This window comes from Erythrobacter sp. S227 (assembly GCF_057364925.1).
The window spans coordinates 1,299,640-1,319,611 of sequence record NZ_CP200280.1; the positions used below are offsets into that span (position 1 = coordinate 1,299,640).

At 54.9% G+C, this 19,972-nt stretch carries 31 protein-coding genes and 1 pseudogene; 1 reads left to right on the forward strand and 31 read right to left on the reverse strand.

The window, feature by feature from the left end; translation table 11 throughout:
- Positions 1–75 precede the first annotated feature (75 nt).
- From rplO to AC0V6Q_RS06200, 3 genes are all read right to left on the reverse strand, one after another.
- The gene (gene rplO / locus AC0V6Q_RS06190; RefSeq protein ID WP_486167531.1) at positions 76–561 is read right to left on the reverse strand and encodes a 50S ribosomal protein L15; all 486 of its coding nucleotides are present in this window, start codon (positions 559–561) and stop codon (positions 76–78) included.
- A gap of 187 nt (positions 562–748) precedes the next feature.
- On the reverse strand, positions 749–1,003 hold the full coding sequence (locus AC0V6Q_RS06195) for a hypothetical protein (protein ID WP_486167532.1): 255 nt from the start codon (positions 1,001–1,003) through the stop codon (positions 749–751).
- A 90-nt stretch (positions 1,004–1,093) separates the two neighbouring features.
- Positions 1,094–1,306: a cold-shock protein gene (locus AC0V6Q_RS06200; protein ID WP_486167533.1), complete on the reverse strand. Its 213-nt coding sequence runs from the start codon at positions 1,304–1,306 to the stop codon at positions 1,094–1,096.
- Between the two features lie 275 nt (positions 1,307–1,581).
- Between AC0V6Q_RS06200 and AC0V6Q_RS06205 the strand changes: the two are divergent.
- Positions 1,582–1,725, forward strand: a pseudogene (locus AC0V6Q_RS06205) (hypothetical protein); the annotation flags it as partial.
- Between the two features lie 48 nt (positions 1,726–1,773).
- On the opposite strand, the gene AC0V6Q_RS06210 reads toward AC0V6Q_RS06205, so the two are convergent.
- From AC0V6Q_RS06210 to AC0V6Q_RS06345, 28 genes are all read right to left on the reverse strand, one after another.
- Complete coding sequence (locus tag AC0V6Q_RS06210) at positions 1,774–2,457, reverse strand: hypothetical protein (RefSeq protein WP_486167534.1); 684 nt, start codon at positions 2,455–2,457, stop codon at positions 1,774–1,776.
- A gap of 87 nt (positions 2,458–2,544) precedes the next feature.
- On the reverse strand, positions 2,545–2,961 hold the full coding sequence (locus AC0V6Q_RS06215; protein ID WP_486167535.1) for a hypothetical protein: 417 nt from the start codon (positions 2,959–2,961) through the stop codon (positions 2,545–2,547).
- A 176-nt stretch (positions 2,962–3,137) separates the two neighbouring features.
- The gene (rpmD, locus tag AC0V6Q_RS06220; protein WP_298304244.1) at positions 3,138–3,314 is read right to left on the reverse strand and encodes a 50S ribosomal protein L30; all 177 of its coding nucleotides are present in this window, start codon (positions 3,312–3,314) and stop codon (positions 3,138–3,140) included.
- Between the two features lie 6 nt (positions 3,315–3,320).
- Positions 3,321–4,139, reverse strand: a complete 819-nt coding sequence (rpsE, locus tag AC0V6Q_RS06225) for a 30S ribosomal protein S5 (RefSeq protein ID WP_486167536.1) — start codon at positions 4,137–4,139, stop codon at positions 3,321–3,323.
- Positions 4,139–4,483 (reverse strand): 50S ribosomal protein L18, encoded by a 345-nt coding sequence (rplR, locus tag AC0V6Q_RS06230; RefSeq protein ID WP_486167537.1) that lies wholly within the window; start codon positions 4,481–4,483, stop codon positions 4,139–4,141. The genes rpsE and rplR overlap by 1 nt, the downstream gene beginning before the upstream one ends.
- A 1-nt stretch (position 4,484) precedes the next feature.
- A complete protein-coding gene (rplF, locus tag AC0V6Q_RS06235) occupies positions 4,485–5,018 on the reverse strand; it encodes a 50S ribosomal protein L6 (RefSeq protein ID WP_486167538.1) in 534 nt (177 codons plus the stop codon).
- Positions 5,018–5,413, reverse strand: coding sequence for a 30S ribosomal protein S8 (rpsH, locus tag AC0V6Q_RS06240; protein WP_034958145.1), 396 nt, complete (start codon positions 5,411–5,413; stop codon positions 5,018–5,020). Before rpsH ends, rplF begins: the two co-directional genes overlap by 1 nt.
- An 11-nt stretch (positions 5,414–5,424) precedes the next feature.
- Entirely contained in the window at positions 5,425–5,730 is a 306-nt protein-coding gene (gene rpsN, locus AC0V6Q_RS06245) for a 30S ribosomal protein S14 (RefSeq protein WP_486167539.1), read from the reverse strand.
- Positions 5,731–5,774: 44 nt separating this feature from the next.
- Positions 5,775–6,353: a 50S ribosomal protein L5 gene (gene rplE / locus AC0V6Q_RS06250; RefSeq protein ID WP_486167540.1), complete on the reverse strand. Its 579-nt coding sequence runs from the start codon at positions 6,351–6,353 to the stop codon at positions 5,775–5,777.
- Positions 6,346–6,666 (reverse strand): 50S ribosomal protein L24, encoded by a 321-nt coding sequence (rplX, locus tag AC0V6Q_RS06255; RefSeq protein ID WP_486167541.1) that lies wholly within the window; start codon positions 6,664–6,666, stop codon positions 6,346–6,348. The genes rplE and rplX overlap by 8 nt, the downstream gene beginning before the upstream one ends.
- 1 nt (position 6,667) lies before the next feature.
- Complete coding sequence (rplN, locus tag AC0V6Q_RS06260) at positions 6,668–7,036, reverse strand: 50S ribosomal protein L14 (protein WP_486167542.1); 369 nt, start codon at positions 7,034–7,036, stop codon at positions 6,668–6,670.
- Between the two features lie 75 nt (positions 7,037–7,111).
- On the reverse strand, positions 7,112–7,402 hold the full coding sequence (gene rpsQ, locus AC0V6Q_RS06265; protein WP_486167543.1) for a 30S ribosomal protein S17: 291 nt from the start codon (positions 7,400–7,402) through the stop codon (positions 7,112–7,114).
- Positions 7,403–7,412: 10 nt separating this feature from the next.
- Positions 7,413–7,631, reverse strand: a complete 219-nt coding sequence (gene rpmC / locus AC0V6Q_RS06270; protein WP_486167544.1) for a 50S ribosomal protein L29 — start codon at positions 7,629–7,631, stop codon at positions 7,413–7,415.
- On the reverse strand, positions 7,631–8,068 hold the full coding sequence (gene rplP / locus AC0V6Q_RS06275; protein ID WP_298304219.1) for a 50S ribosomal protein L16: 438 nt from the start codon (positions 8,066–8,068) through the stop codon (positions 7,631–7,633). The genes rpmC and rplP overlap by 1 nt, the downstream gene beginning before the upstream one ends.
- 12 nt (positions 8,069–8,080) lie before the next feature.
- Entirely contained in the window at positions 8,081–8,776 is a 696-nt protein-coding gene (gene rpsC, locus AC0V6Q_RS06280) for a 30S ribosomal protein S3 (protein WP_486167545.1), read from the reverse strand.
- A 3-nt stretch (positions 8,777–8,779) separates the two neighbouring features.
- Positions 8,780–9,157: a 50S ribosomal protein L22 gene (gene rplV, locus AC0V6Q_RS06285; protein WP_034958163.1), complete on the reverse strand. Its 378-nt coding sequence runs from the start codon at positions 9,155–9,157 to the stop codon at positions 8,780–8,782.
- The gene (gene rpsS, locus AC0V6Q_RS06290) at positions 9,157–9,432 is read right to left on the reverse strand and encodes a 30S ribosomal protein S19 (protein ID WP_486155315.1); all 276 of its coding nucleotides are present in this window, start codon (positions 9,430–9,432) and stop codon (positions 9,157–9,159) included. Before rpsS ends, rplV begins: the two co-directional genes overlap by 1 nt.
- Positions 9,433–9,438: 6 nt before the next feature.
- Entirely contained in the window at positions 9,439–10,275 is an 837-nt protein-coding gene (gene rplB / locus AC0V6Q_RS06295; protein WP_486167546.1) for a 50S ribosomal protein L2, read from the reverse strand.
- Positions 10,275–10,586, reverse strand: coding sequence for a 50S ribosomal protein L23 (locus tag AC0V6Q_RS06300; RefSeq protein ID WP_034958167.1), 312 nt, complete (start codon positions 10,584–10,586; stop codon positions 10,275–10,277). The genes rplB and AC0V6Q_RS06300 overlap by 1 nt, the downstream gene beginning before the upstream one ends.
- Positions 10,579–11,202 (reverse strand): 50S ribosomal protein L4, encoded by a 624-nt coding sequence (gene rplD, locus AC0V6Q_RS06305; protein ID WP_486167547.1) that lies wholly within the window; start codon positions 11,200–11,202, stop codon positions 10,579–10,581. The genes AC0V6Q_RS06300 and rplD overlap by 8 nt, the downstream gene beginning before the upstream one ends.
- A gap of 3 nt (positions 11,203–11,205) precedes the next feature.
- A complete protein-coding gene (gene rplC / locus AC0V6Q_RS06310; RefSeq protein WP_486167548.1) occupies positions 11,206–11,976 on the reverse strand; it encodes a 50S ribosomal protein L3 in 771 nt (256 codons plus the stop codon).
- 265 nt (positions 11,977–12,241) lie between these two features.
- A complete protein-coding gene (gene rpsJ, locus AC0V6Q_RS06315; protein ID WP_006831877.1) occupies positions 12,242–12,553 on the reverse strand; it encodes a 30S ribosomal protein S10 in 312 nt (103 codons plus the stop codon).
- 358 nt (positions 12,554–12,911) lie between these two features.
- Positions 12,912–14,087, reverse strand: a complete 1,176-nt coding sequence (gene tuf / locus AC0V6Q_RS06320; protein ID WP_486167549.1) for an elongation factor Tu — start codon at positions 14,085–14,087, stop codon at positions 12,912–12,914.
- Positions 14,088–14,180: 93 nt separating this feature from the next.
- Positions 14,181–16,310, reverse strand: coding sequence for an elongation factor G (fusA, locus tag AC0V6Q_RS06325; protein ID WP_486167550.1), 2,130 nt, complete (start codon positions 16,308–16,310; stop codon positions 14,181–14,183).
- A gap of 105 nt (positions 16,311–16,415) precedes the next feature.
- Positions 16,416–16,886, reverse strand: a complete 471-nt coding sequence (rpsG, locus tag AC0V6Q_RS06330; protein WP_486167551.1) for a 30S ribosomal protein S7 — start codon at positions 16,884–16,886, stop codon at positions 16,416–16,418.
- A gap of 169 nt (positions 16,887–17,055) precedes the next feature.
- Positions 17,056–17,427, reverse strand: a complete 372-nt coding sequence (rpsL, locus tag AC0V6Q_RS06335) for a 30S ribosomal protein S12 (RefSeq protein ID WP_034954477.1) — start codon at positions 17,425–17,427, stop codon at positions 17,056–17,058.
- 324 nt (positions 17,428–17,751) lie between these two features.
- Positions 17,752–18,258 (reverse strand): hypothetical protein, encoded by a 507-nt coding sequence (locus AC0V6Q_RS06340; protein ID WP_486167552.1) that lies wholly within the window; start codon positions 18,256–18,258, stop codon positions 17,752–17,754.
- Between the two features lie 17 nt (positions 18,259–18,275).
- Complete coding sequence (locus AC0V6Q_RS06345; protein WP_486167553.1) at positions 18,276–19,943, reverse strand: anti-phage dCTP deaminase; 1,668 nt, start codon at positions 19,941–19,943, stop codon at positions 18,276–18,278.
- Between the last annotated feature and the right edge of the window lie 29 nt (positions 19,944–19,972).

Here is a 19,972-nt window from a genome sequence, read left to right on the forward strand (position 1 = left end):
CAATTGTCGAACCCTGCGGTGTACTTTTCATCATCCCGAAGCGCTCAAGCGAGGCTTCGGGACGATAAAAGAGGCTTACTCAGCGACAGCTGCCGCTTTGGCAGGCGCGGTCACTTCGACGCTGCCACCCGCTTTTTCAACGGCTGCAATCGCGCCTTTGGTCGCGCCGGTGACGACGAATTTGGCTTTTGCTTTAAGCTCGCCCTTACCAAGAAGACGCACACCGTCTTTGCCACCGCGCACAAGGCCGGTTTCGCGAAGAACGTCTTCGGTGATGTCTTTTTTGGCGTCGATTTTCTTCGCATCGACCCATTTTTGAACCATGCCAATGTTCACTTCGGCAAAGTCTTTGCCAAACGGGTTGTTGAAGCCACGCTTAGGCAGACGCATGTGAAGCGGCATCTGACCACCGCCAAAGCCTTTGATCGCTACGCCAGAGCGGGATTTTTGACCCTTCTGACCGCGGGCTGCGGTTTTGCCTTTGCCTGAACCGATACCACGGCCCACACGCATACGTCCCTTGCGGGCACCATCATTGTCACGGATGTCGTTGAGTTTCATCGTTGCACTCGCTTTCGCTTTCAGTACGGCCCCACCATGGAGCAACGCGCTATGGAAGCGGGCCCACTAGCGAAGAGTGGGAAAAGGTGCAAGCGGAAAGAGGGGTGTGGTATGCCGGTGTGCGGGTCGAACTTCGTGCATCAAAGCGAGGATGCCCTGCCCAGTGCTGTCAGCCAACCTGTCGCGATCAAATGTTGCCGGCTTCAACTTCGGCGGCGGCTTCGGTTGCGGCTTCGGCTTCGGCTTCTGCCTCGCGCCGCTCTGCGCGTTCGCGTTCGGTCTTGGCCCGGTCCAGCGCTGCTTTACGCGATTGTTCGGCAAGCCCACGCCAGGTCCGCTCGGCACGCAAGTTGCGCTCCCGCACATTGTCGAGTGTCGCTTCTTTCGCTGCCGCAGCCGCTTCGTTTGCTCTCGCGTCATAAAACTCGAATGTTGCGCTCACGATAGGCCTCGCGTTGTTGTGGGTGGGGGAGCATTGGCACATCTCCCGCGCACTGTGTGAAACAGGCGCGGGAGACAGCCTTATTGTCGCTTAGTCAGCAGCCGACAGGTTCACGGCGCTTTCCTTGCCGTTTTTGCCGGTTTCAACTTCGTAGTTGAGGCGCTGCTCTTTATCGAGCGAGTGCATGCCTGCGGCTTGCACAGCGCTGATGTGAACGAAGCTGTCGTTTGAACCGTCGTCAGGCTGGATAAAACCATAGCCTTTGTCGGTGTTGAAGAACTTTACTGTTCCGGTCTTGCTCATAATGGTTCCTTTCAAGAACACATGTAAATTGCCACAAGGCGAAATGCCCTGCGGTCGTGCGTCAAATCGTGAATTGAAAGGAAGTCGTCGTCTTCTGCGCCAAGGGTACTGAAACCACGTGGCGGTCGTCAAAAATTCGAAGTCCGTCGCAAATTTCGACGTCAGCAGGGGACCTTATAACAGACCGCGAGTGATACACCTAATGAATAAGCTTGAGAGGGATTTGCATAACCGGCTGACCGCCACCCTCCCTTGTCGCCTGCACCAACCCGCACCTAGGCCGCAGCGCCGAGGAGCTCACGCCGGGGCTGGGCCGGATTAGGCGGCAGACGCATGTTGTTTTCTATCTGCTGACAGCGGAGGAAATCCTGATCGCCCGCGTGCTGCACCACCGCGTGGATTCTGAGCGGTATCTGTGAGGGCTATCCACCTCACCCTCGTAACTACTCGACAGGATTAAGGCGCGCTCAATTTGTCGGTCTATGCTCAGCGATAAATTCCCAACATTCTGCCAGGCAACGGAGTTCAATTTGTTCGACTCCAGCAAATTTCAGCTTTGTCTGGGGCAACTGAGCAGTCTCCATGCTCTCAACGGATATCTCCCTCCATGGAACCAAGATTGGCCTGCTGAATGGTCCTAAGAAACGGTTTTGAGAAACCCCGATCCCATCGACATAAGCGGAAATCGTAAGTACATTTTCAAACTTCACTCCGTTGCCCAGAACTGCCCACGGAAGCTTTCTTGAGGCCAATGGCGCCCCGCTAGGTCGAGAATAAACTTTGCCAAGCTTTGGCCATCCCGAAGCAATCGTCAAACTACCTATGACAATCAGCCAAACGATAAACAAGAATACGAAAATGGCCCACCAAGGAACAACAGCAAGAATTGCTGTTGCGACGTTTGCAGGCCAATCACTAAGGACCAACCAAGCACCCAAGACAGCAAGAGTGGCGAATAGAACGACCCCCAACGCCAGTTGCACCCGCCTCGACCAGTTAATCGCTCCAACTGCACCATTAATCTTGAGGGGCTTGTCAAACAGTTCAGCGCCAACCCACAACCAAAGGATCAGAGCCACTCCCACGCTCCCTAGGAAGACTGCAATCGCTCCAAAGAATGTGAGGAAAACACTGAGAGTTGTTTCAACCATGTACGAAGAAACATAGTTCGAGCCACCCGGAATCGCAATCAATCAAGATCAAGAAAAACTAAGCGTTTCACTTGTTTCGTTGAATAATCACTCCCGATACACCCCAATCCCATAGCGACACGGCTCCGCATCACACCGGATCATCTTCACGCGGAACACCGCGACGCTATCCCCATCAGGCGCGAGTTCAACAATCGGGATGGCATCTTCTTGGCGGTCGCTGGCGATCTCGTTGCCGTTTTCGTCGTAGACGCCAAGGTCAATGTCCTTGCACTGCTTGTCGCACAGGCCAATCGCGATGGTGCGCTCGCCGCCCTTGAGGCGCACGCGAAGCTCTCCCGTTTCACGTTCATCAAGCGCGCCGCTATTGAAGACTTGCGAGCCGGAATAGCCCCGCCCCATAGCAATCGCTCTCGCCTCACGTCCGAGGTCCTTCACGACTTCTGCGGTTGATTTGGGCGCAGCCGCGCTGACACAGCCCGTAAGGCTGGTACTCGCTGCCACACAGGCAAACGCCCCCAAGACCCAAGAATGCCTCAAATTTTCAGTCCCTAACGCGCCAAAACGGCGCTCGCCCAGACTACCGCCCTGCCCCCCAAACGCAAGCGGGCCCGCCATGCGGATTTCGCATGACGGGCCCGTCTTGAATGTCAGTGTCGGCTAAAGCCCAATCGGCCCTATTAGTCGACAACGGTCACCAGATGCGGGATCTTTGCGATCGCGCCGCGCACTTCAGGCGTGTCCTGACGTGTCACGACTTTGTGCATCTTGTTGAGGCCAAGACCGATAAGGATCTTACGCTGGCTCTCCGGGCGACGGATCGGCGAACCGATCTGCTTGATTTTGATGGTAGCCATGATGAATTACTCCACTACCGCCGCGGCGTCGACCGCTGCTTCTGCTTCACTTGCACCGCCACGACCCAAAAGGTCTGCAACCTTTTTACCGCGACGCTGAGCAACTGACTTCGGCGAAGTCTGGTCGCTGAGCGCATCGAAGGTTGCGCGGATCATGTTGTATGGGTTCGACGTACCAACCGATTTGGTCACAACGTCAGCAACGCCAAGGCTTTCGAAGACGGCACGCATTGGACCACCGGCGATGATACCGGTACCCGCAGGCGCTGTACGAAGGGTCACCTTGCCCGCGCCAAAACGACCGTTGCCGTCGTGGTGCAGAGTGCGGCCTTCTTTCAAAGGAACGCGGATCATCTTCTTGCGAGCAGCAGCCGTTGCCTTGGTGATCGCCTCAGGCACTTCGCGTGCTTTACCATGACCAAAGCCGACACGGCCCTGACCATCGCCAACCACTACGAGAGCGGCAAAGCCAAAGCGCTTACCACCCTTAACCGTCTTGGAAACACGGTTGATGTGGACGAGCTTCTCGATGATGCCATCATCTTCTTCTTCGCGCTTGTTATCGCGGCCACGGCCACGACCGCGACCACGACCGCCGCCATCACGGTTGTTACCACCGCGACCACGGCCACCCCGGCCCCGCTGTTCTTGGGGTTGTTCCTCAGCAGGAGCTTCGGTCTTCGGCGCTTCGGCTGGCTGAGCGGAAGGCTCTTGAGCAGCTGACTGATCTTCAGCAGCCTGCGAAGGCGTTTCAGCAACAGCCGGCGTTTCGGTTGCAGCGTTTTGCGTTGCTGCTTCTTCTGGTTTCTTTTCGTCAGCCATCATTAGAACTCCAGCCCGCCTTCACGAGCGGCATCGGCGAGCGCTTTCACGCGGCCATGGAACAGGAACCCGCCGCGATCAAACACGACAGTGGTAACGCCAGCCTTCTTGGCAGCCGCTGCGATGTCTTTACCCACCTGGGTAGCGGCATCGACATTGGCGCCCGACTTCTTCGCACCGAGAGTTGATGCAGCAGCAACGGTCTTGCCGACTGTATCATCAATGACCTGAGCGTAGATGTGGCGACCTGTACGGTGCACCGAAAGGCGAGGCTTGCCACCCGAGCGCGCACGCAAAGCGGTGCGGACACGGCGACGGCGACGTTCAAAGAGAGAAAGTTTTGCCATCTTACTTCTTCTTCCCTTCCTTGCGGAAGATATACTCGCCGCGATACTTGATACCCTTGCCCTTGTAAGGCTCAGGCTTGCGCCACTTGCGGATTTCAGCAGCAAACTGGCCAACGGCCTGCTTGTCGATGCCGGAAACCTCGACAGTGGTTTGATCGGGCGTTTTCACTTCGAGACCTTCTGGCACAGCAAGATCAACATCGTGGCTGAAACCCAGTTCCAACTTCAATGTCTTGCCTTGTGCCTTGGCACGGTAACCAACACCTGAAATCTCCAGAGTTTTGGAGAAACCGTCGGTTACGCCTTCAACCAGGTTCGAGACCAGCGTGCGCTGCATGCCCCAGAAGGAGCGTGCCTGCTTGCTGTCATTCGCCGGGTTGACCTGGATTTCACCGTCTTCAACTTTATAGCTGATGAGGTCAGACATACCCATCGAAAGCGAACCCTTCGGGCCCTTTACGGTGAGTGTGCCGTTATCGATCGTGGCCGTCACCCCACCAGGGATCGGAACAGCCTTTTTACCAATGCGGCTCATCAGAAGACCTCCGCAAGCACTTCGCCGCCGACCTTGTTTTCGCGCGCTTCGTTGTCCGAAAGAACACCGCGAGGGGTCGAGACGATGGTGATGCCAAGGCCATTGCGAACAGTCGGCAGTTCTTGCGAACCCGAATAGACGCGGCGGCCCGGCTTGGATACGCGAGCAACGTGCTTGATCGCAGGCTCGCCTTCGAAATACTTCAGCTCAATACGCAGCTGCGGATGCTTGCCCGAAGTGTCGTCGGAATAGCCACGGATGTAGCCTTCACGGGTCAGCACTTCGAGAACGTTCGCACGCAGCTTGGAAGCAGGAGAGACAACGCTGTCCTTCTTCGCACGCTGGCCGTTGCGGATGCGGGTGAGCATATCACCCAATGGATCGGTCATAGCCATCTATTAATTCCTCACCAGCTCGACTTGGTCAGACCAGGGATCATGCCCCGGTTGCCGAGATTGCGCAGCTCGATCCGGTTGATGCCGAACTTGCGGTAATAGCCGCGCGGGCGGCCGGTGGTGGCGCAGCGGTTGCGTACGCGAGTTGGATTCCCGTTGCGGGGAAGCTCAGCCATTTTCAGGCGGGCCATCAGGCGCTCACCTTCATCAAGGCTCTCGTCATTCGCGATCGCCTTCAGCTTCTCGTACTTTGCTGCATACTTCTGAACGAGCTTCTTACGCTTCTCGTTCTTATTGATCGAACTCAGTTTCGCCATAGGACTTAAGCTCTCTTTGCTAGTGTCTGTGTCATGAGGTGCGCTTACGCCGCCTCTTTTTGAGCGTCCGCGTCACCCTGGAAGGGGAAGCCGAACAAACGGAGAAGCTCGCGGGCTTCTTCGTCGGTCTTCGCGGTCGTCGTTACGATGATGTCCATACCCCGGACCTTGTCGATCTTATCGTAGGAGATCTCTGGGAAGATGATCTGCTCTTTGATACCCATGGCATAGTTGCCACGACCGTCGAACGAGTCAGGGTTGAGACCACGAAAGTCGCGAATACGCGGCATTGCGATGGTCACAAGACGATCAAGAAATTCGTACATACGGGCACGGCGAAGGTTCACCTTGCAACCGATTGGCATGCCATCACGCAGTTTAAACTGAGCGATCGATTTCTTGGCTTTGGTGATAACCGGCTTTTGACCGGCAATCAGGGCCATTTCTTCAGCAGCCGTCTGGATCTTTTTCTTATCCTGGCTTGCTTCGCCAACACCCATGTTGAGAGTGATTTTCTCAATCTGGGGAACCTGAAGACGGTTGGTGTAACCAAACTTCTCGGTCATCGCCTTGACGATTTCGTCCTCAAACTTGGTTTTGAGGCGTGGTGTATAATCAGCCATCGATCACTTCCCCACTCTTAACTGCGACACGCACCTTCTTACCGTCCTTTTCTTCGAAACGAACGCGGGTGGGCTTGCCATCCTTGGGATCAGCCATAGCAACCTTGGAGATGTCCATCGGCGCTGGAAAACGCTCGATGCCACCTTGCGGGTTGACCTGGCTTGGCTTGCGGTGACGGGTTGCAACGTTCACGCCGTCAACGATGACTTTGCCATCTTTCGGCATGACTTGCTGGACAGTGCCCTTGCGGCCCTTGTCCTTGCCCGACAATACGACGACTTCGTCGCCCTTCTTGATCTTAGCAGCACCCATCTTAGAGCACCTCCGGAGCAAGTGAGATAATCTTCATGAAGCCGCGGCCACGAAGTTCGCGAACCACCGGGCCAAAGATACGGGTGCCGATTGGCTCTTCGCTCTTGTTGACCAGAACAGCAGCATTGCTGTCGAAGCGGATCACGCTGCCGTCTTTACGACGAACGTCCTTCTTGGTGCGCACGATGACGGCGCGGTGTACGTCGCCCTTTTTCACCTTTGCGCGCGGCTGGGCCTCTTTAACCGAGACCACGATCACGTCGCCAACGGAGGCAAAACGACGCTTGGAGCCGCCCAGTACTTTAATGCACTGGACGCGCTTAGCGCCGCTATTGTCCGCGACTTCGAGATTGGATTGCATCTGGATCATGGATCCGTTTCCTTCTCTTGGCTTGCCAAGACACCCGATTACCGTCCGGGGCCTGGCAGTTCCTCGTCAAACTAATTAGTTACCGGCTGCCTCGACATCGAGGTCAGCTTCAACCGCTTGAACTCCGCCAGCCACAACACGGTCTTTTACAGCCCATGTCTTGGTCTTGGAGATCGGTTTGGTCTCTTCGATCCGCACAATGTCGCCAATCGTGTACTGATTGGTTTCGTCATGCGCGTGATACTTCTTCGAACGACGGATGATCTTCCCGTAAAGGGGGTGCTTCACCTTACGCTCAACCAGAACGGTCACGGTTTTGTCGGTCTTGTCGGAGGTGACAGTTCCGATGAGAATACGCTTCGGCATTGTCTACTCCTTACGCTTTCGCAGCAGCCGCTGATTTCTCGGATGCACGCTCGTTTTGGAGCGTCTTGATCTGAGCAATCGTGCGGCGCACTTCTTTGATGCGCGATGGTTTCTCAAGCTGGTTAGTCGCAGCCTGGAAACGCAGGTTGTACTGTTCACGCTTGAGTTCGGTCAGTTCAGCGGACAGCTGATCATCGGTCTTAGCGCGCAGGTCTTCTGTAGAAGCCATTACTTGTCACCTCCCAAGTGCGAGGTGTCGCCAAGACGGGCAACGACCTTGGTTTTGATAGGCAGCTTCATCGCAGCACGTTCGAAAGCGAGCGCAGCCACCGGGCCGGGCACACCGTCAAGTTCAAACATGATGCGGCCTGGTTTCACGCGGGCAGCCCAGTATTCGACCGAGCCTTTACCTTTACCCTGACGAACTTCAGCAGGCTTCTTTGAAACCGGCACATCAGGGAACACGCGGATCCACAGGCGACCCTGACGCTTCATCGCACGGGTGATCGCACGGCGAGCCGCTTCGATCTGACGTGCAGTGATACGCTCAGGCTCAAGCGCCTTGAGACCATACGAACCGAAGTTCAAAGTCGTACCGCCTTTGGCGTCGCCCTTGATCTTGCCTTTGAAGGCCTTGCGGTATTTGGTTTTCTTTGGTTGCAGCATTTTTCAATTACCTCAACGAGCAGGACGCACGCCGGAAGTCTGAGCTTCCATCATGAGACGATCCTGCGCAGTTGGATCATGGGCCAAAATCTCGCCCTTGAAGATCCAAACCTTGATGCCGATGATGCCGTAAGCGGTGAGCGCTTCGGTTTCAGCGTAATCAATGTTTGCACGCAGAGTGTGGAGCGGCACGCGACCTTCGCGATACCATTCAACGCGAGCGATTTCAGCACCACCCAGACGGCCACCACAAACGATCTTGATGCCTTCGGCACCCAGACGCAGAGCCGACTGAACAGCGCGTTTCATCGCACGGCGGAAAGCCACACGGCGGATAAGCTGGTCTGCAATGCCCTGAGCAACAAGCTTGGCGTCGATTTCCGGCTTGCGGATTTCAACGATGTTCAGCTTGACCTCGCTCGAAGTCATTGTGGACAGCTTCGTGCGCAGCTTTTCAATGTCTGCGCCCTTCTTGCCGATGATAACACCAGGACGTGCCGCATAGATCGAAACGCGGCAAAGCTTCGCCGGACGCTCGATCACAACCTTGGAGATCGCTGCCTGTGGCAGGTTCTTCAGGATGTACTTGCGGATCGTGATGTCTTCCTTGAGAAGGCTCGCATAGTCACGCCCTTCGGCGTACCAGCGGCTATCCCAAGTGCGGTTGATCTGAAGACGCAGACCAATTGGATTACTCTTCTGACCCATGGTTTATGCCTCTTCCTGTTCGCGAACAACGATGCGCAGCTTGCTGAACGGCTTGAGAATGCGGGTAGACTTACCACGACCGCGCGTATGGAAACGCTTCATCGTGATCGATTTACCAACACTCGCCTCAGCAACGACGAGCGCGTCGACGTCGAGATCGTGGTTGTTTTCAGCGTTAGCGACCGCAGATGCGAGCACCTTGCTAGCGTCGCGTGCCATAGCTTTCTTCGAAAAGCTGAGGATGTTCAGAGCTTCCTCAACTTTCTTGCCGCGGATGAGCTCTGCAACGAGGTTGAGCTTTTGAGCAGAACCGCGAATTTGCGTGCCTACTGCGAGCGCCTCATTGTCAGCTACGCGCCGGGGAGACTTTGCCTTACCCATTATCGCTTGCCCTTCTTGTCGGCCGCGTGACCGGGGAAGCTGCGCGTAGGCGCAAATTCACCGAGCTTGTGACCAACCATTTCTTCCGAAACAGCCACAGGGATAAACTTGTGACCGTTATAGACGTTGAATGTGAGCCCAACGAACTGCGGGAGAATTGTCGAACGACGCGACCAGGTTTTGATCGGCTTCGAGTTTCCAGCGTCCTGTGCTTCTTCTGCTTTCTTAAGCAGGCTGAGCTCGACAAACGGACCTTTCCAGACGGAACGTGCCATCGTGTCTTACCTCTTCTTCTTGGCGTGACGCGAACGGATAATCATCTTGTCCGTCTGCTTGTTCTTACGAGTACGAGCACCCTTGGTAGGCTTGCCCCATGGTGTCACCGGGTGACGACCACCGGAGGTCCGGCCTTCACCACCACCGTGGGGGTGATCAACCGGGTTCTTCGCAACACCACGTGTAAGAGGGCGACGGCCCTTCCAACGGGTGCGGCCAGCTTTACCAAAGTTCTGGTTCTGGTTGTCGGGGTTCGAAACCGCGCCAACCGTGCCCATGCAATCGCTGCGAAGGTAACGTTGCTCGCCCGAGTTCAGGCGAACGATTACCATACCGCGGTCACGACCAACGATCTGGACATAAGTACCGGCAGAACGGGCAATCTGACCGCCCTTGCCTGGCTTCATTTCCACATTGTGGCAGATCGTGCCAACCGGCATTTGACCAAGAAGCATGGCGTTACCAGGCTTGGTATCGACCTTTTCGCCTGCAATCACGCTGTCACCAACGGCGAGGCGTTGGGGGGCGATGATGTAAGCAAGCGTTTCGTCTTCATACTTCAGAAGAGCGATGAAAGCGGTGCGGTTTGGATCGTATTCGATCCGCTCAACCGTTGCTGCCATATCCCACTTGCGACGTTTAAAGTCGATGATGCGATACTTTTGCTTGTGACCACCCGCGATACCGCGCGAGGTGACATGGCCTTTGTTGTTACGGCCACCGGTCTTGCGCTTGCCTTCGCTGAGCGACTTGACCGGACCACCTTTGTGGAGGCCGGTCTTGTCGACCAGAATAAGACCACGGCGCGCCGGGCTTGTTGGGTTGTAATTCTTAAGTGCCATTAGCCGACCTGCTCAGTGATATCGATCATTTCGCCTTCGGCGAGACGGACCACTGCTTTCTTGAAATCGGAACGCTTGTAGGGCTTGCCCTTCCAGCGCTTGGTTTTGCCTTTGGTCAGGATGGTGTTCACTGAAACGACTTTCGTCGAATAGATCGCCTCCACCGCTTCCTTGATTTGCGGCTTGGTCGCGTCGTTTGCCACCTTGAACACCACAGCGTTAGCTTCCGAAGCCATAGTCGACTTCTCGGTGATGTGAGGGGCAACGATCACGTCATAGTGCCGCGCGTCGATGCTGTCTTTTTTAGCCATTGAAGCGCGCCTCCAGCTGAGCAACAGCGTCCTTGGTAAGGACCAGCGTGTCGTGGTTGAGAATGTCGTAGACGTTCGCGCCAGCAGCCGGCATCACATTGATGCCAACCAGGTTGTTTGCCGCTTGAGCAAAGCCTGCATCCACTGCTTCACCGTCGATCACGAGGACCTTGCCGGCAAAACCGTGCTTGTCGAGGTGACCTTTGAGAGCCTGTGTCTTGGCTTCTTTAAGAGCAAGGCTGTCGACAACAACGAGGCCGTCTTTCGCCTTGGTAGAAAGAGCCATCTTCAAACCAAGCGCACGAACTTTCTTGTTGAGCGACTGGTTGAAGTCACGCTTGCGAGCACCGTGCGCTTTACCACCACCGATAAAGATCGGAGCAGAGCGAGCACCGTGACGAGCGCCGCCGGAACCCTTCTGAGCGCCGAACTTCTTACCGGTACGGGCAACATCGGAACGCTCACGCGTCGGACGTGCCGTCGCACGGCGGTTTTCAAGCTGCCACGTTACAACGCGGTGCAGGATATCAGCGCGTGGCTCGACACCGAACACATCATCGTTAAGCTCGATATCGCCGGACGCCTTACCGTCGAGTTTTTGGACCTTCACCTTCATGGTTTAGCCCTCCTTATTTTCGTCAGCTGCAGCAGCGTCAGCGGCGGGCGCTTCGGCTTCTGGAGCAGGTGCGGCAGCTTCAGTGACCGGAGCTTTGGTCTCGACAACTGCGCCCGGGAACGGGAGATCGTCAGAGTGCTTGAGCTTCACGGCGTCACGAACGAGCAACCAGCCATTCTTCGAACCAGGGACAGAACCCTTGATGAAGAGAAGACCACGGTCAGCGTCGGTGCGAACCACTTCGAGGTTCTGCTGTGTGCGCTGACGGTCGCCCATGTGACCAGCCATCTTTTTGCCTTTGAAGACGCGGCCTGGATCCTGACGGTTACCCGTCGAACCGTGCGAACGGTGAGAAAGCGAAACACCGTGGGTTGCGCGAAGACCGCCGAAACCCCAGCGCTTCATCGCACCCGCAAAACCCTTACCCTGGGTGTGCCCGGTAATGTCGACCTTCTGGCCATCCACAAAGTGCTCTGCACTGATGAGAGCGCCGACCGGTACAAGACCGTCTTCGCCTTCAACACGGAACTCAGCCATGCGTGCTTTGAGACCAACGCCGGCTTTCGCGAAATGCTCGCGCTGCGGCTTGTTTACATTCTTTTGTTTTGCTTCGCCTGCACCAAGCTGAACAGCGTAATAGCCGTCCGTATCTTGTGTGCGGTGTGAAACGACCTGGCAATCTTCCAGCGAAAGAACAGTCACAGGCACGTGCTGTCCATCCTCCTGGAAGAGGCGGGTCATCCCAACCTTTTTCGCGATCACGCCAGTGCGCATCGTCTTGTACTCCTTACAGAGGCACCCAGAGGACCATCCCCAAGGTGCGTGCCAACCCAAATTTTTATCTGAGCCCCGTCCGGGCTGATGCTCTCGAGACCAATTGGCCTGTTGAGCGAGACGGAGGACTCAGCCCGGCTAGAATTCCCGATCAACGGGCACCGGCGGTATCCATATGTCTTGCCGAAGTTTCCTTCAGCGGGGCCAATGGCGGCCCAAATTCTCAAGAGTGTTTAGCGTCCCCTTGAAGGACGAAGAGATCGGCTTAAGCCAGTTTGATCTCGACATTTACGCCAGCAGCAAGGTCGAGCTTCATGAGCGCGTCCACCGTCTGGGCGTTCGGCTGAACAATGTCCAGCAAACGTTTGTATGTGCGCACCTCGAACTGCTCGCGCGACTTCTTGTCGATGTGCGGGCCGCGGTTCACGGTGAACTTCTCGATACGCGTCGGCATAGGAATGGGGCCACGAATAAGAGCACCCGTACGACGTGCAGTATCAGCGATTTCGCCAGTTGCCTGGTCGAGTACGCGGTGGTCGAACGCCTTAAGGCGAATACGGATATTCTGTGCTTCCATTACCTATTACCAATGCGAAAGAGCCAAGGAACCGGTCCGGGTATGGACCTGCTCCCAAAAAGTAAAAGGCCCGCCCTGCCCCAGCCCAGAAATTTGACTGCGCCGGAATGGGAGGCCCCATGAATTTCGTTTCAACGGTAACGAGTCACCGTTGGAGTTGGCGCGCGTATATCGGGGGAGTAGGATTCTGGCAAGCCAGAAATTCCCAAGATATCACCCGAAGCACCGCACTTGCCAACAAAGCCCCCTTCCCCGTTGCAAAATCAGCGGCAGAATGGAGCCTACATAATAAGAGGCCCGGCGCACTTTCGTGGGCCGGGCCTCGTTATTTCGTATCAGCCGTTAAGGCTGAAGCCGATTAGGCGGTGATCTTGGCCACAACGCCTGAACCAACGGTACGGCCGCCTTCACGGATAGCGAAACGCAGACCTTCGTCCATAGCGATCGGTGCGATCAGCTTGACGTTGATGGTCACGTTGTCGCCAGGCATAACCATTTCCGTGCCCTCTGGGAGGATCACTTCGCCGGTTACGTCAGTCGTACGGAAGTAGAACTGCGGACGGTAGTTTGCGAAGAATGGCGTGTGACGGCCACCCTCGTCCTTTGAAAGGACGTAAACTTCTGCCGAGAATTCTGTGTGCGGGCTAACCGAACCAGGCTTACAAAGAACCTGACCACGCTCGATTTCGTCACGGGCAACGCCACGAACAAGCGCGCCGATGTTGTCGCCAGCTTCACCGCGATCAAGCAGCTTACGGAACATTTCAACACCGGTAACGGTCGTTTTCGCTGTGTCCTTGATGCCGACGATTTCAACTTCGTCACCAACGTTAACAACACCGGTCTCAACACGGCCGGTAACAACCGTACCACGGCCAGAGATTGAGAACACGTCCTCGATTGGCATGAGGAAGTCTTTGTCAACCGGACGATCGGGCTGCGGGATGTAAGTGTCGACAGCTTCCATCAGAGCGCGAACCGAGTTCTCGCCGATTTCAGGATCACGACCTTCAAGAGCAGCAAGAGCCGAACCCTTAACGATTGGAATCTCGTCGCCGTCAAAGCCGTACTCGCTGAGGAGTTCACGGACTTCGAGTTCAACCAGCTCGAGGATTTCTTCGTCGTCGACCTGGTCAACCTTGTTCATGTAAACAACCAGAGCAGGAACACCAACCTGACGCGCAAGCAGGATGTGCTCACGAGTTTGTGGCATCGGGCCGTCAGCCGCGTTCACAACGAGGATAGCGCCGTCCATCTGAGCCGCGCCGGTGATCATGTTCTTAACATAGTCAGCGTGACCTGGGCAGTCGACGTGTGCGTAGTGACGTGCGTCTGTTTCATACTCAACGTGTGCCGTTGAGATAGTGATGCCGCGCTCACGCTCTTCAGGAGCTTTGTCGATGTTTGCGAAATCGACAGCCGAACCCATAACCTTGGTGATTGCCGCGGTCAGAGTGGTTTTGCCGTGGTCAACGTGACCGATGGTGCCGACGTTTACGTGCGGCTTATTACGCTCAAACTTTTCCTTCGCCATGTCTCTAATAACCTTCTTATTGAAATTGAATTTAGCGGGGAGAATGGGGGCGCCCGCATCAATGTGGCGCCGCCCATAGATTGTGTTGCTCGCTTACGCAAGCTTCTCCTTAACCTCTTGGGCAACACTCGCAGGCACTTCGTCGTAGTGAGAGAACTGCATGGAGTATTGTGCACGGCCTTGGGTGAATGAGCGAAGCTCGTTCACATAACCAAACATGTTGGCCAGTGGGACCATGGCTTCAACGGCCTGGGCGTTGCCCCGGCTGTCTGTGCCCTGGATTTGACCACGGCGGCTGTTGAGGTCGCCGATAACGTCGCCGAGGTAGTCCTCTGGAGTCACAACCTCAACCTTCATGACAGGCTCAAGCAGTTTGATGCCGCCACGTTCAGCCGCCTCGCGCATCGCACCTTTACCACAGATTTCGAACGCCACGGTTGACGAGTTGACGTCGTGGAAGGCGCCGTCTGTGAGGTGGATCGTGAAGTCGATGATCGGGAACCCGATGAGATAGCCGCTGTCGGCTTGCTCACGGATACCTTTTTCGAGGCTCGGGATATATTCCTTCGGAATGTTACCGCCTTTGATGCTGTCTTCAAAGACGATGCCCTGACCACGCTCACCCGGGGTGAAGGTCGCTTTGGCGCGGGCAAACTGACCCGTACCACCCGATTGCTTCTTGTGGGTGTAATCGACGTTGATTTCGCGGCCCAAGCTCTCGCGGTATGCCACCTGAGGCGCACCAACGTTTGCTTCAACCTTGAACTCGCGCTTCATCCGGTCGACGAGAATGTCGAGGTGAAGCTCGCCCATGCCCTTAATGATCGTCTGACCGCTTTCGTGGTCAGTCGTCACGCGGAAGCTGGGGTCTTCAGCAGCCAAGCGGTTGAGGGCAACGCCCATCTTCTCTTGGTCAGCTTTCGTCTTAGGCTCAACCGACAGTTCGATAACGGGATCCGGGAATTCCATCCGCTCGAGAACGATCGGGTGGGCTGGATCACAAAGCGTGTCACCGGTGGTGGTCGCCTTCATCCCTGCAAGAGCAACGATGTCGCCTGCGAATGCTTCTTCGATGTCCTTACGGTCATTGGAGTGCATTTCGAGGATACGGCCGATCTTTTCCTTCTTGCCCTTCACAGAGTTCAAGACGGTGCCCTTGGTCAGTTCACCGGAATAGATGCGGGTAAAGGTAAGCGAGCCCACGAACGGATCGTTCATGACCTTAAATGCAAGCGCCGCGAATGGCACTGCATCATCGGATGCGCGCGAATTTTCTTCGTCGCTGTCAGGCTTGACGCCCTTAATCGCAGGCACATCAAGCGGGCTCGGCATGTAGTCGACAACCGCGTCGAGCAAAGGCTGAACGCCCTTGTTCTTAAACGCAGAACCGCAAAGCACAGGAACGAAGCTCTGGTTGAGCGTACCCTTACGGATAAGCTTCTTGAGTGTTACCGCATCAGGCTCGTTACCCTCAAGGTAGGCTTCCATCACATCGTCGTCTTGCTCAACAGCAAGCTCGATCAGCTTCTCACGATATTCCGCCGCTTCATCAGCCATATCCGCAGGGATATCGCCGTAAACGTACTCAGCACCCAGATCTTCGTTCTTCCAGGTAATCGAACGCTGGTTCACGAGGTCAACAAGACCCGTGAGGCTGCTTTCGATGCCGATCGGAAGATACAGAACAGCAGGCGTTGCACCAAGGCGCTCGATGATCGAGTTGACGCAGTATTTGAAGTCTGCGCCGGTACGGTCGAGCTTGTTGATGAAGCACATCCGCGGGACTTTATACTTGTCCGCCTGACGCCATACGGTTTCGGACTGGGGCTCAACCCCTGCCACACCGTCAAAACATGCAACCGCGCCGTCAAGCACACGAAGCGAACGCTCGACTTCAATGGTGAAGTCAACGTGGCCTGGCGTGTCGATGATGTTGATGCGGTGCTGAGGCGTTTGACGCAGCTCTTTTGGATCGCCCTTTGGATCCATCGTCGGATCTTCGGGGTTCCAGAAACAGGTCGTTGCAGCAGACGTGATCGTGATCCCGCGCTCCTGCTCTTGCTCCATCCAGTCCATAGTCGCAGCACCATCGTGCACTTCGCCGATCTTGTAGGATTTACCGGTGTAATAAAGGATACGCTCGGTCGTGGTGGTTTTACCGGCATCGATGTGCGCCATGATGCCGATATTACGATAACGCTCCAGCGGATATTCGCGGGCCATATCTAATTCCTTGGGTTTAACGAGAGGCGGGTTTGTCCGCGCCCCATATAGTTACAATTGTGACAACCCCAAGACGTCCGCCCGAGGCTGTCCACAATCATTCGATTACCAACGGTAGTGCGAGAACGCGCGGTTGGCGTCTGCCATGCGGTGCGTGTCTTCACGCTTCTTCACAGCATTGCCGCGGTTGTTCGCTGCATCCATCAGCTCGCCCGACAGGCGCGCGCTCATGGTTGTCTCCGGACGCGAACGCGCTGCACCGATCAACCAGCGGATAGCCAGCGCCTGGGCACGCTCTTCACGCACTTCAACCGGCACCTGATAGGTTGCACCACCCACACGGCGCGAGCGAACCTCGACCTGAGGCTTCACATTGCCCAGCGCATCATGGAACAATTGCACCGGATCGGTCTTGGCCTTCGCCTCAACCGCATCAAGAGCCGTGTACACGATACCTTCTGCAACGGCTTTCTTACCGTCGAGCATAAGGTTGTTCATGAATTTCGACAGAACCTGATCACCAAACTTGGGATCCGGCAAGATTACCCGCTTTTCGGGCCTACGACGACGTGACATTGCACTTCTTCCTTATTTCAAAAGCCTCTTTTTCCAAACCGTCATCCTGAATTCATTTCAGGATAACCCTCGCGGTCTTGGTAGAGGCCCTAAATTCTGGCTTTGCTTTGGCCGAACCGGTTGTCCTGAAACAAGTTCAGGATGACGGTGCCCGCCACATGCAACGCCCTTACTTCGGACGCTTGGCGCCGTACTTCGAGCGGGATTGCTTGCGGTCCTTGACCCCTTGCGTATCGAGAACGCCGCGAAGGACGTGGTAACGAACGCCGGGAAGGTCGCGAACACGGCCGCCGCGGATCAGAACAACAGAGTGCTCTTGCAGGTTGTGGCCTTCGCCCGGAATGTAAGAGATGACCTCACGGCTGTTAGTGAGGCGAACCTTGGCCACTTTACGCAAAGCGGAGTTCGGTTTCTTCGGGGTCGTCGTATAGACGCGTGTGCAAACGCCGCGCTTTTGCGGGTTCTGCTCCATAGCAGGGACCTTGGATTTGGCCTTCTGCGGAGTGCGGCCCTTGCGGACCAGCTGGTTGATAGTTGGCATATGTACTCTTCATCTAAATTGGCGCCGATGATTTTCGATGAAGAGAAAAAGGGTCGCAAAGGTGATGCCAGGCCCCGCTGGATCAGCGGGCGGGCAACCTTCGCAAGCCTGAAACGCTCCACCCAAAGCCAAAAGCCCCGGATTACTTTGCCGGTCGCCTTCGCTCCGTCGTCATCCTGAACTTGTTTCAGGATAACACTGGAAGAATGCACAACCGCCAATGTTCAGCTCATTTTTGAGATCGGGGAGCGTCGCGAAACGAGCCCTGCCCTCAGATGTCGGCGCGCTTAGGGGGAATTTGTGATGGGGTCAAGGGGTGACCAATCAAAGTCCAATTGAGCGTGGATTTATTTCAACTAAAGGGGCCCCCAAACGACGCAATTCCGATCTCATACCGCTTACAACTCCCTCTTTACGAGCTTGATCATCGACCAAACAAATACTGAAAAGGCTATGCGGATGAGTACGAGTACCAAAAAATGATCTGATTTCTTCTTCAATCTTCCAATGACAAAAATTGCCTCGGTTGACCACGTTAACCATCTCTAGATAACTGATATCTCTCTCAAAAAAATAGGAAGTGACGTATCTATGAGAGTAATTAGGACGTTCGAAAACAGGGCGGAGGCGAAGATCGATAATTAAATCCACAGAATGGCGGGTAATCGCCGAAAGAAATTCATCTTCCCTATGATCCGATGGATCAACAACTGCCAATCTTGATATACTGTCATTAGCTTGTGGAAACAGCTCTAACTGCCGCTGCTCGATTTGCAATTCGGAGAACTCTATTGGAGCTTTGTGAAGCGGTAAAACGTTGTTTTTTGACACAGCCAGCCCCTTTAGCACTATTCAGATTTCGGCAATAAATCGATTGCAGCGTCCTCCACATTTGCCAGCTCACGAAGACGAACGGCAAAATATGGTTCGCCTTCATCTTGCGGATCAAACCGCCCTCGAATGCCTTTTAATTCCTTCCTTTTCACGAAGAAGTCGTCGTACATCCTTGGACCGACCCCTGTGAAAGGAGTTATGGACATTTTTGTCGAAGCTATGTCCGCCGAATTGCTTTCCGCGATTGCATCGGAATGTAGCTCGTATGCTAGGCTCTTTACATATGGTTCAATAAAATAGACAGCATTGACACCCGCTGCAACCAGATGACGAGCACAATTGTGACACGGAAAAACAGTCACATAGAGCGTTGAACCTTTTGTGGATATTCCTCCGCGTGAAGCAGCCATAAGCGCAGCCATCTCCGCATGAATTGACCGCGAATACTCGATAGCGTCTTTGACACCGGGCATTTGATTTAGCTTTTGTGGCAATTCAAGCAGTGCAGAAGATATCGCATCAGAAAGTGACGACCTTTTACCAGCGTTCTGATCTTCGCCCAGAATTTCATCCTCCGGAACTACCCGGGCCGCAATCTCCGGGGCAATATTGTCTGCAAGCCAACCAGCAATTGCCTTTCGAAGGTCGTCTTTTTTGCGATCATTGTGGCAACCTAGAAAAGTCCCAGTCTCGGCGTCAAATTGCCATTTGAAGCACCTGTGGTCTACTTTAGAGTCCTCATCATAGGTGCCTCCTCCAAACTTTGGTGGATCGTTTTTACCTGTCGCGACCAAACGCCCATCTTGGGAGATCAGAGCTGCGCCTACCTGTCGCGACAGGCAAGCAGACTGAAGTGCAGATGAATGAGCAACGTAGATTGCCTTTTCTCCAGCCGTCGGTCGGACCAGACCATTGCCCAACAGAAGATTTACAAATCTATCTATATCTGCGTTCATACCCGATCCATCTGGCGAACTCGTCGAGTTATCGAGAAAGAAATCTGCGAGATGAAATACATCCCGCACTCGTTGGCCATGCTTATTCTCAGAGTCCTTTCCGTCACGCTCCATGAACGATATTACTTCACTCTCTAAAACACCGCCGTATTTTGCGTTCGAAGTGTCCGCGCCGATGAGCCTTTTCTTGCGCTGATCAAGCCCACAATGAACTGCGACAAGCCGAAAGGTCGAATTGTAGACTCGTCTTAACAAATCGACTTCATCAGGGTGCTTTAGTGAATCCAGAACATACGCAGTCTTATTCGTTTGAGCATCTAAAGAGCCTCGAAAGCCTTTGATCTGGTGAATTGCTGCCGAAGCGAGCGCGTATGCCCCCGATTCCAGACGGATCTTGTCTCCACGATCTTGAAATTCAACTGCCTTGTTGAACTTAGATTGCCCCTTTTCAATCCCCTCCTTTGTTTGGGCGACAGCTTCTCCGTCCAATTTCGCAATTAGCTGGCTAATTTTGATTGGTTGAACGTTGTATCCGGCATGCTGAAGCAACACTCTGATGCGTTCACCCGCAGTCGAAGTACCTGCACCCGCATATCCGACCAATCCAATCACCAGCTCCCGTGATTTAGGTGAGACGGTATGCACCGCTCCACTTTGATCCGCATCGTTTGCAGGTGCAGCAGGCGAAACTCTTTTAGATGCTGTGGGTTTTGCTTTTGAAGCCAAATCGCTAATCCTTCGCTTGTTCTGCTGTT

What these genes read in the sequence shown, in the direction of transcription:
- tuf (WP_486167549.1), bottom strand. Translation starts at nt 14,087, where the DNA reads ATGGCGAAGGAAAAGTTTGAGCGTAATAAGCCGCACGTAAACGTCGGC.
- rplD (WP_486167547.1), bottom strand. Translation starts at nt 11,202, where the DNA reads ATGAAGGTGAAGGTCCAAAAACTCGACGGTAAGGCGTCCGGCGATATC.
- fusA (WP_486167550.1), bottom strand. Translation starts at nt 16,310, where the DNA reads ATGGCCCGCGAATATCCGCTGGAGCGTTATCGTAATATCGGCATCATG.
- AC0V6Q_RS06210 (WP_486167534.1), bottom strand. Translation starts at nt 2,457, where the DNA reads ATGGTTGAAACAACTCTCAGTGTTTTCCTCACATTCTTTGGAGCGATT.
- rplV (WP_034958163.1), bottom strand. Translation starts at nt 9,157, where the DNA reads ATGGGTAAGGCAAAGTCTCCCCGGCGCGTAGCTGACAATGAGGCGCTC.
- rpsN (WP_486167539.1), bottom strand. Translation starts at nt 5,730, where the DNA reads ATGGCGAAACTGAGTTCGATCAATAAGAACGAGAAGCGTAAGAAGCTC.
- rplP (WP_298304219.1), bottom strand. Translation starts at nt 8,068, where the DNA reads ATGCTGCAACCAAAGAAAACCAAATACCGCAAGGCCTTCAAAGGCAAG.
- rpsH (WP_034958145.1), bottom strand. Translation starts at nt 5,413, where the DNA reads ATGGCTATGACCGATCCATTGGGTGATATGCTCACCCGCATCCGCAAC.
- rpsE (WP_486167536.1), bottom strand. Translation starts at nt 4,139, where the DNA reads ATGATGGCTGACGAAAAGAAACCAGAAGAAGCAGCAACGCAAAACGCT.
- rpsL (WP_034954477.1), bottom strand. Translation starts at nt 17,427, where the DNA reads ATGCCAACTATCAACCAGCTGGTCCGCAAGGGCCGCACTCCGCAGAAG.
- rpsJ (WP_006831877.1), bottom strand. Translation starts at nt 12,553, where the DNA reads ATGGAAGCACAGAATATCCGTATTCGCCTTAAGGCGTTCGACCACCGC.
- rpsQ (WP_486167543.1), bottom strand. Translation starts at nt 7,402, where the DNA reads ATGCCGAAGCGTATTCTCATCGGAACTGTCACCTCCGACAAGACCGAC.
- rplO (WP_486167531.1), bottom strand. Translation starts at nt 561, where the DNA reads ATGAAACTCAACGACATCCGTGACAATGATGGTGCCCGCAAGGGACGT.
- rplN (WP_486167542.1), bottom strand. Translation starts at nt 7,036, where the DNA reads ATGATCCAGATGCAATCCAATCTCGAAGTCGCGGACAATAGCGGCGCT.
- rplX (WP_486167541.1), bottom strand. Translation starts at nt 6,666, where the DNA reads ATGGGTGCTGCTAAGATCAAGAAGGGCGACGAAGTCGTCGTATTGTCG.
- AC0V6Q_RS06200 (WP_486167533.1), bottom strand. Translation starts at nt 1,306, where the DNA reads ATGAGCAAGACCGGAACAGTAAAGTTCTTCAACACCGACAAAGGCTAT.
- rpsS (WP_486155315.1), bottom strand. Translation starts at nt 9,432, where the DNA reads ATGGCACGTTCCGTCTGGAAAGGTCCGTTTGTCGAGCTCAGCCTGCTT.
- rplR (WP_486167537.1), bottom strand. Translation starts at nt 4,483, where the DNA reads ATGGCAAAACTTTCTCTCTTTGAACGTCGCCGTCGCCGTGTCCGCACC.
- rpsG (WP_486167551.1), bottom strand. Translation starts at nt 16,886, where the DNA reads ATGTCACGTCGTCGTAGGCCCGAAAAGCGGGTAATCTTGCCGGATCCC.
- rplB (WP_486167546.1), bottom strand. Translation starts at nt 10,275, where the DNA reads ATGGCACTTAAGAATTACAACCCAACAAGCCCGGCGCGCCGTGGTCTT.
- rpmD (WP_298304244.1), bottom strand. Translation starts at nt 3,314, where the DNA reads ATGGCTACCATCAAAATCAAGCAGATCGGTTCGCCGATCCGTCGCCCG.
- rplF (WP_486167538.1), bottom strand. Translation starts at nt 5,018, where the DNA reads ATGAGCCGCATTGGTAAAAAGGCTGTTCCGATCCCTGGTGGGGTGACG.
- rpsC (WP_486167545.1), bottom strand. Translation starts at nt 8,776, where the DNA reads ATGGGTCAGAAGAGTAATCCAATTGGTCTGCGTCTTCAGATCAACCGC.
- rplE (WP_486167540.1), bottom strand. Translation starts at nt 6,353, where the DNA reads ATGGCTGATTATACACCACGCCTCAAAACCAAGTTTGAGGACGAAATC.
- rpmC (WP_486167544.1), bottom strand. Translation starts at nt 7,631, where the DNA reads ATGGCTTCTACAGAAGACCTGCGCGCTAAGACCGATGATCAGCTGTCC.
- rplC (WP_486167548.1), bottom strand. Translation starts at nt 11,976, where the DNA reads ATGCGCACTGGCGTGATCGCGAAAAAGGTTGGGATGACCCGCCTCTTC.
- AC0V6Q_RS06300 (WP_034958167.1), bottom strand. Translation starts at nt 10,586, where the DNA reads ATGGCTAAAAAAGACAGCATCGACGCGCGGCACTATGACGTGATCGTT.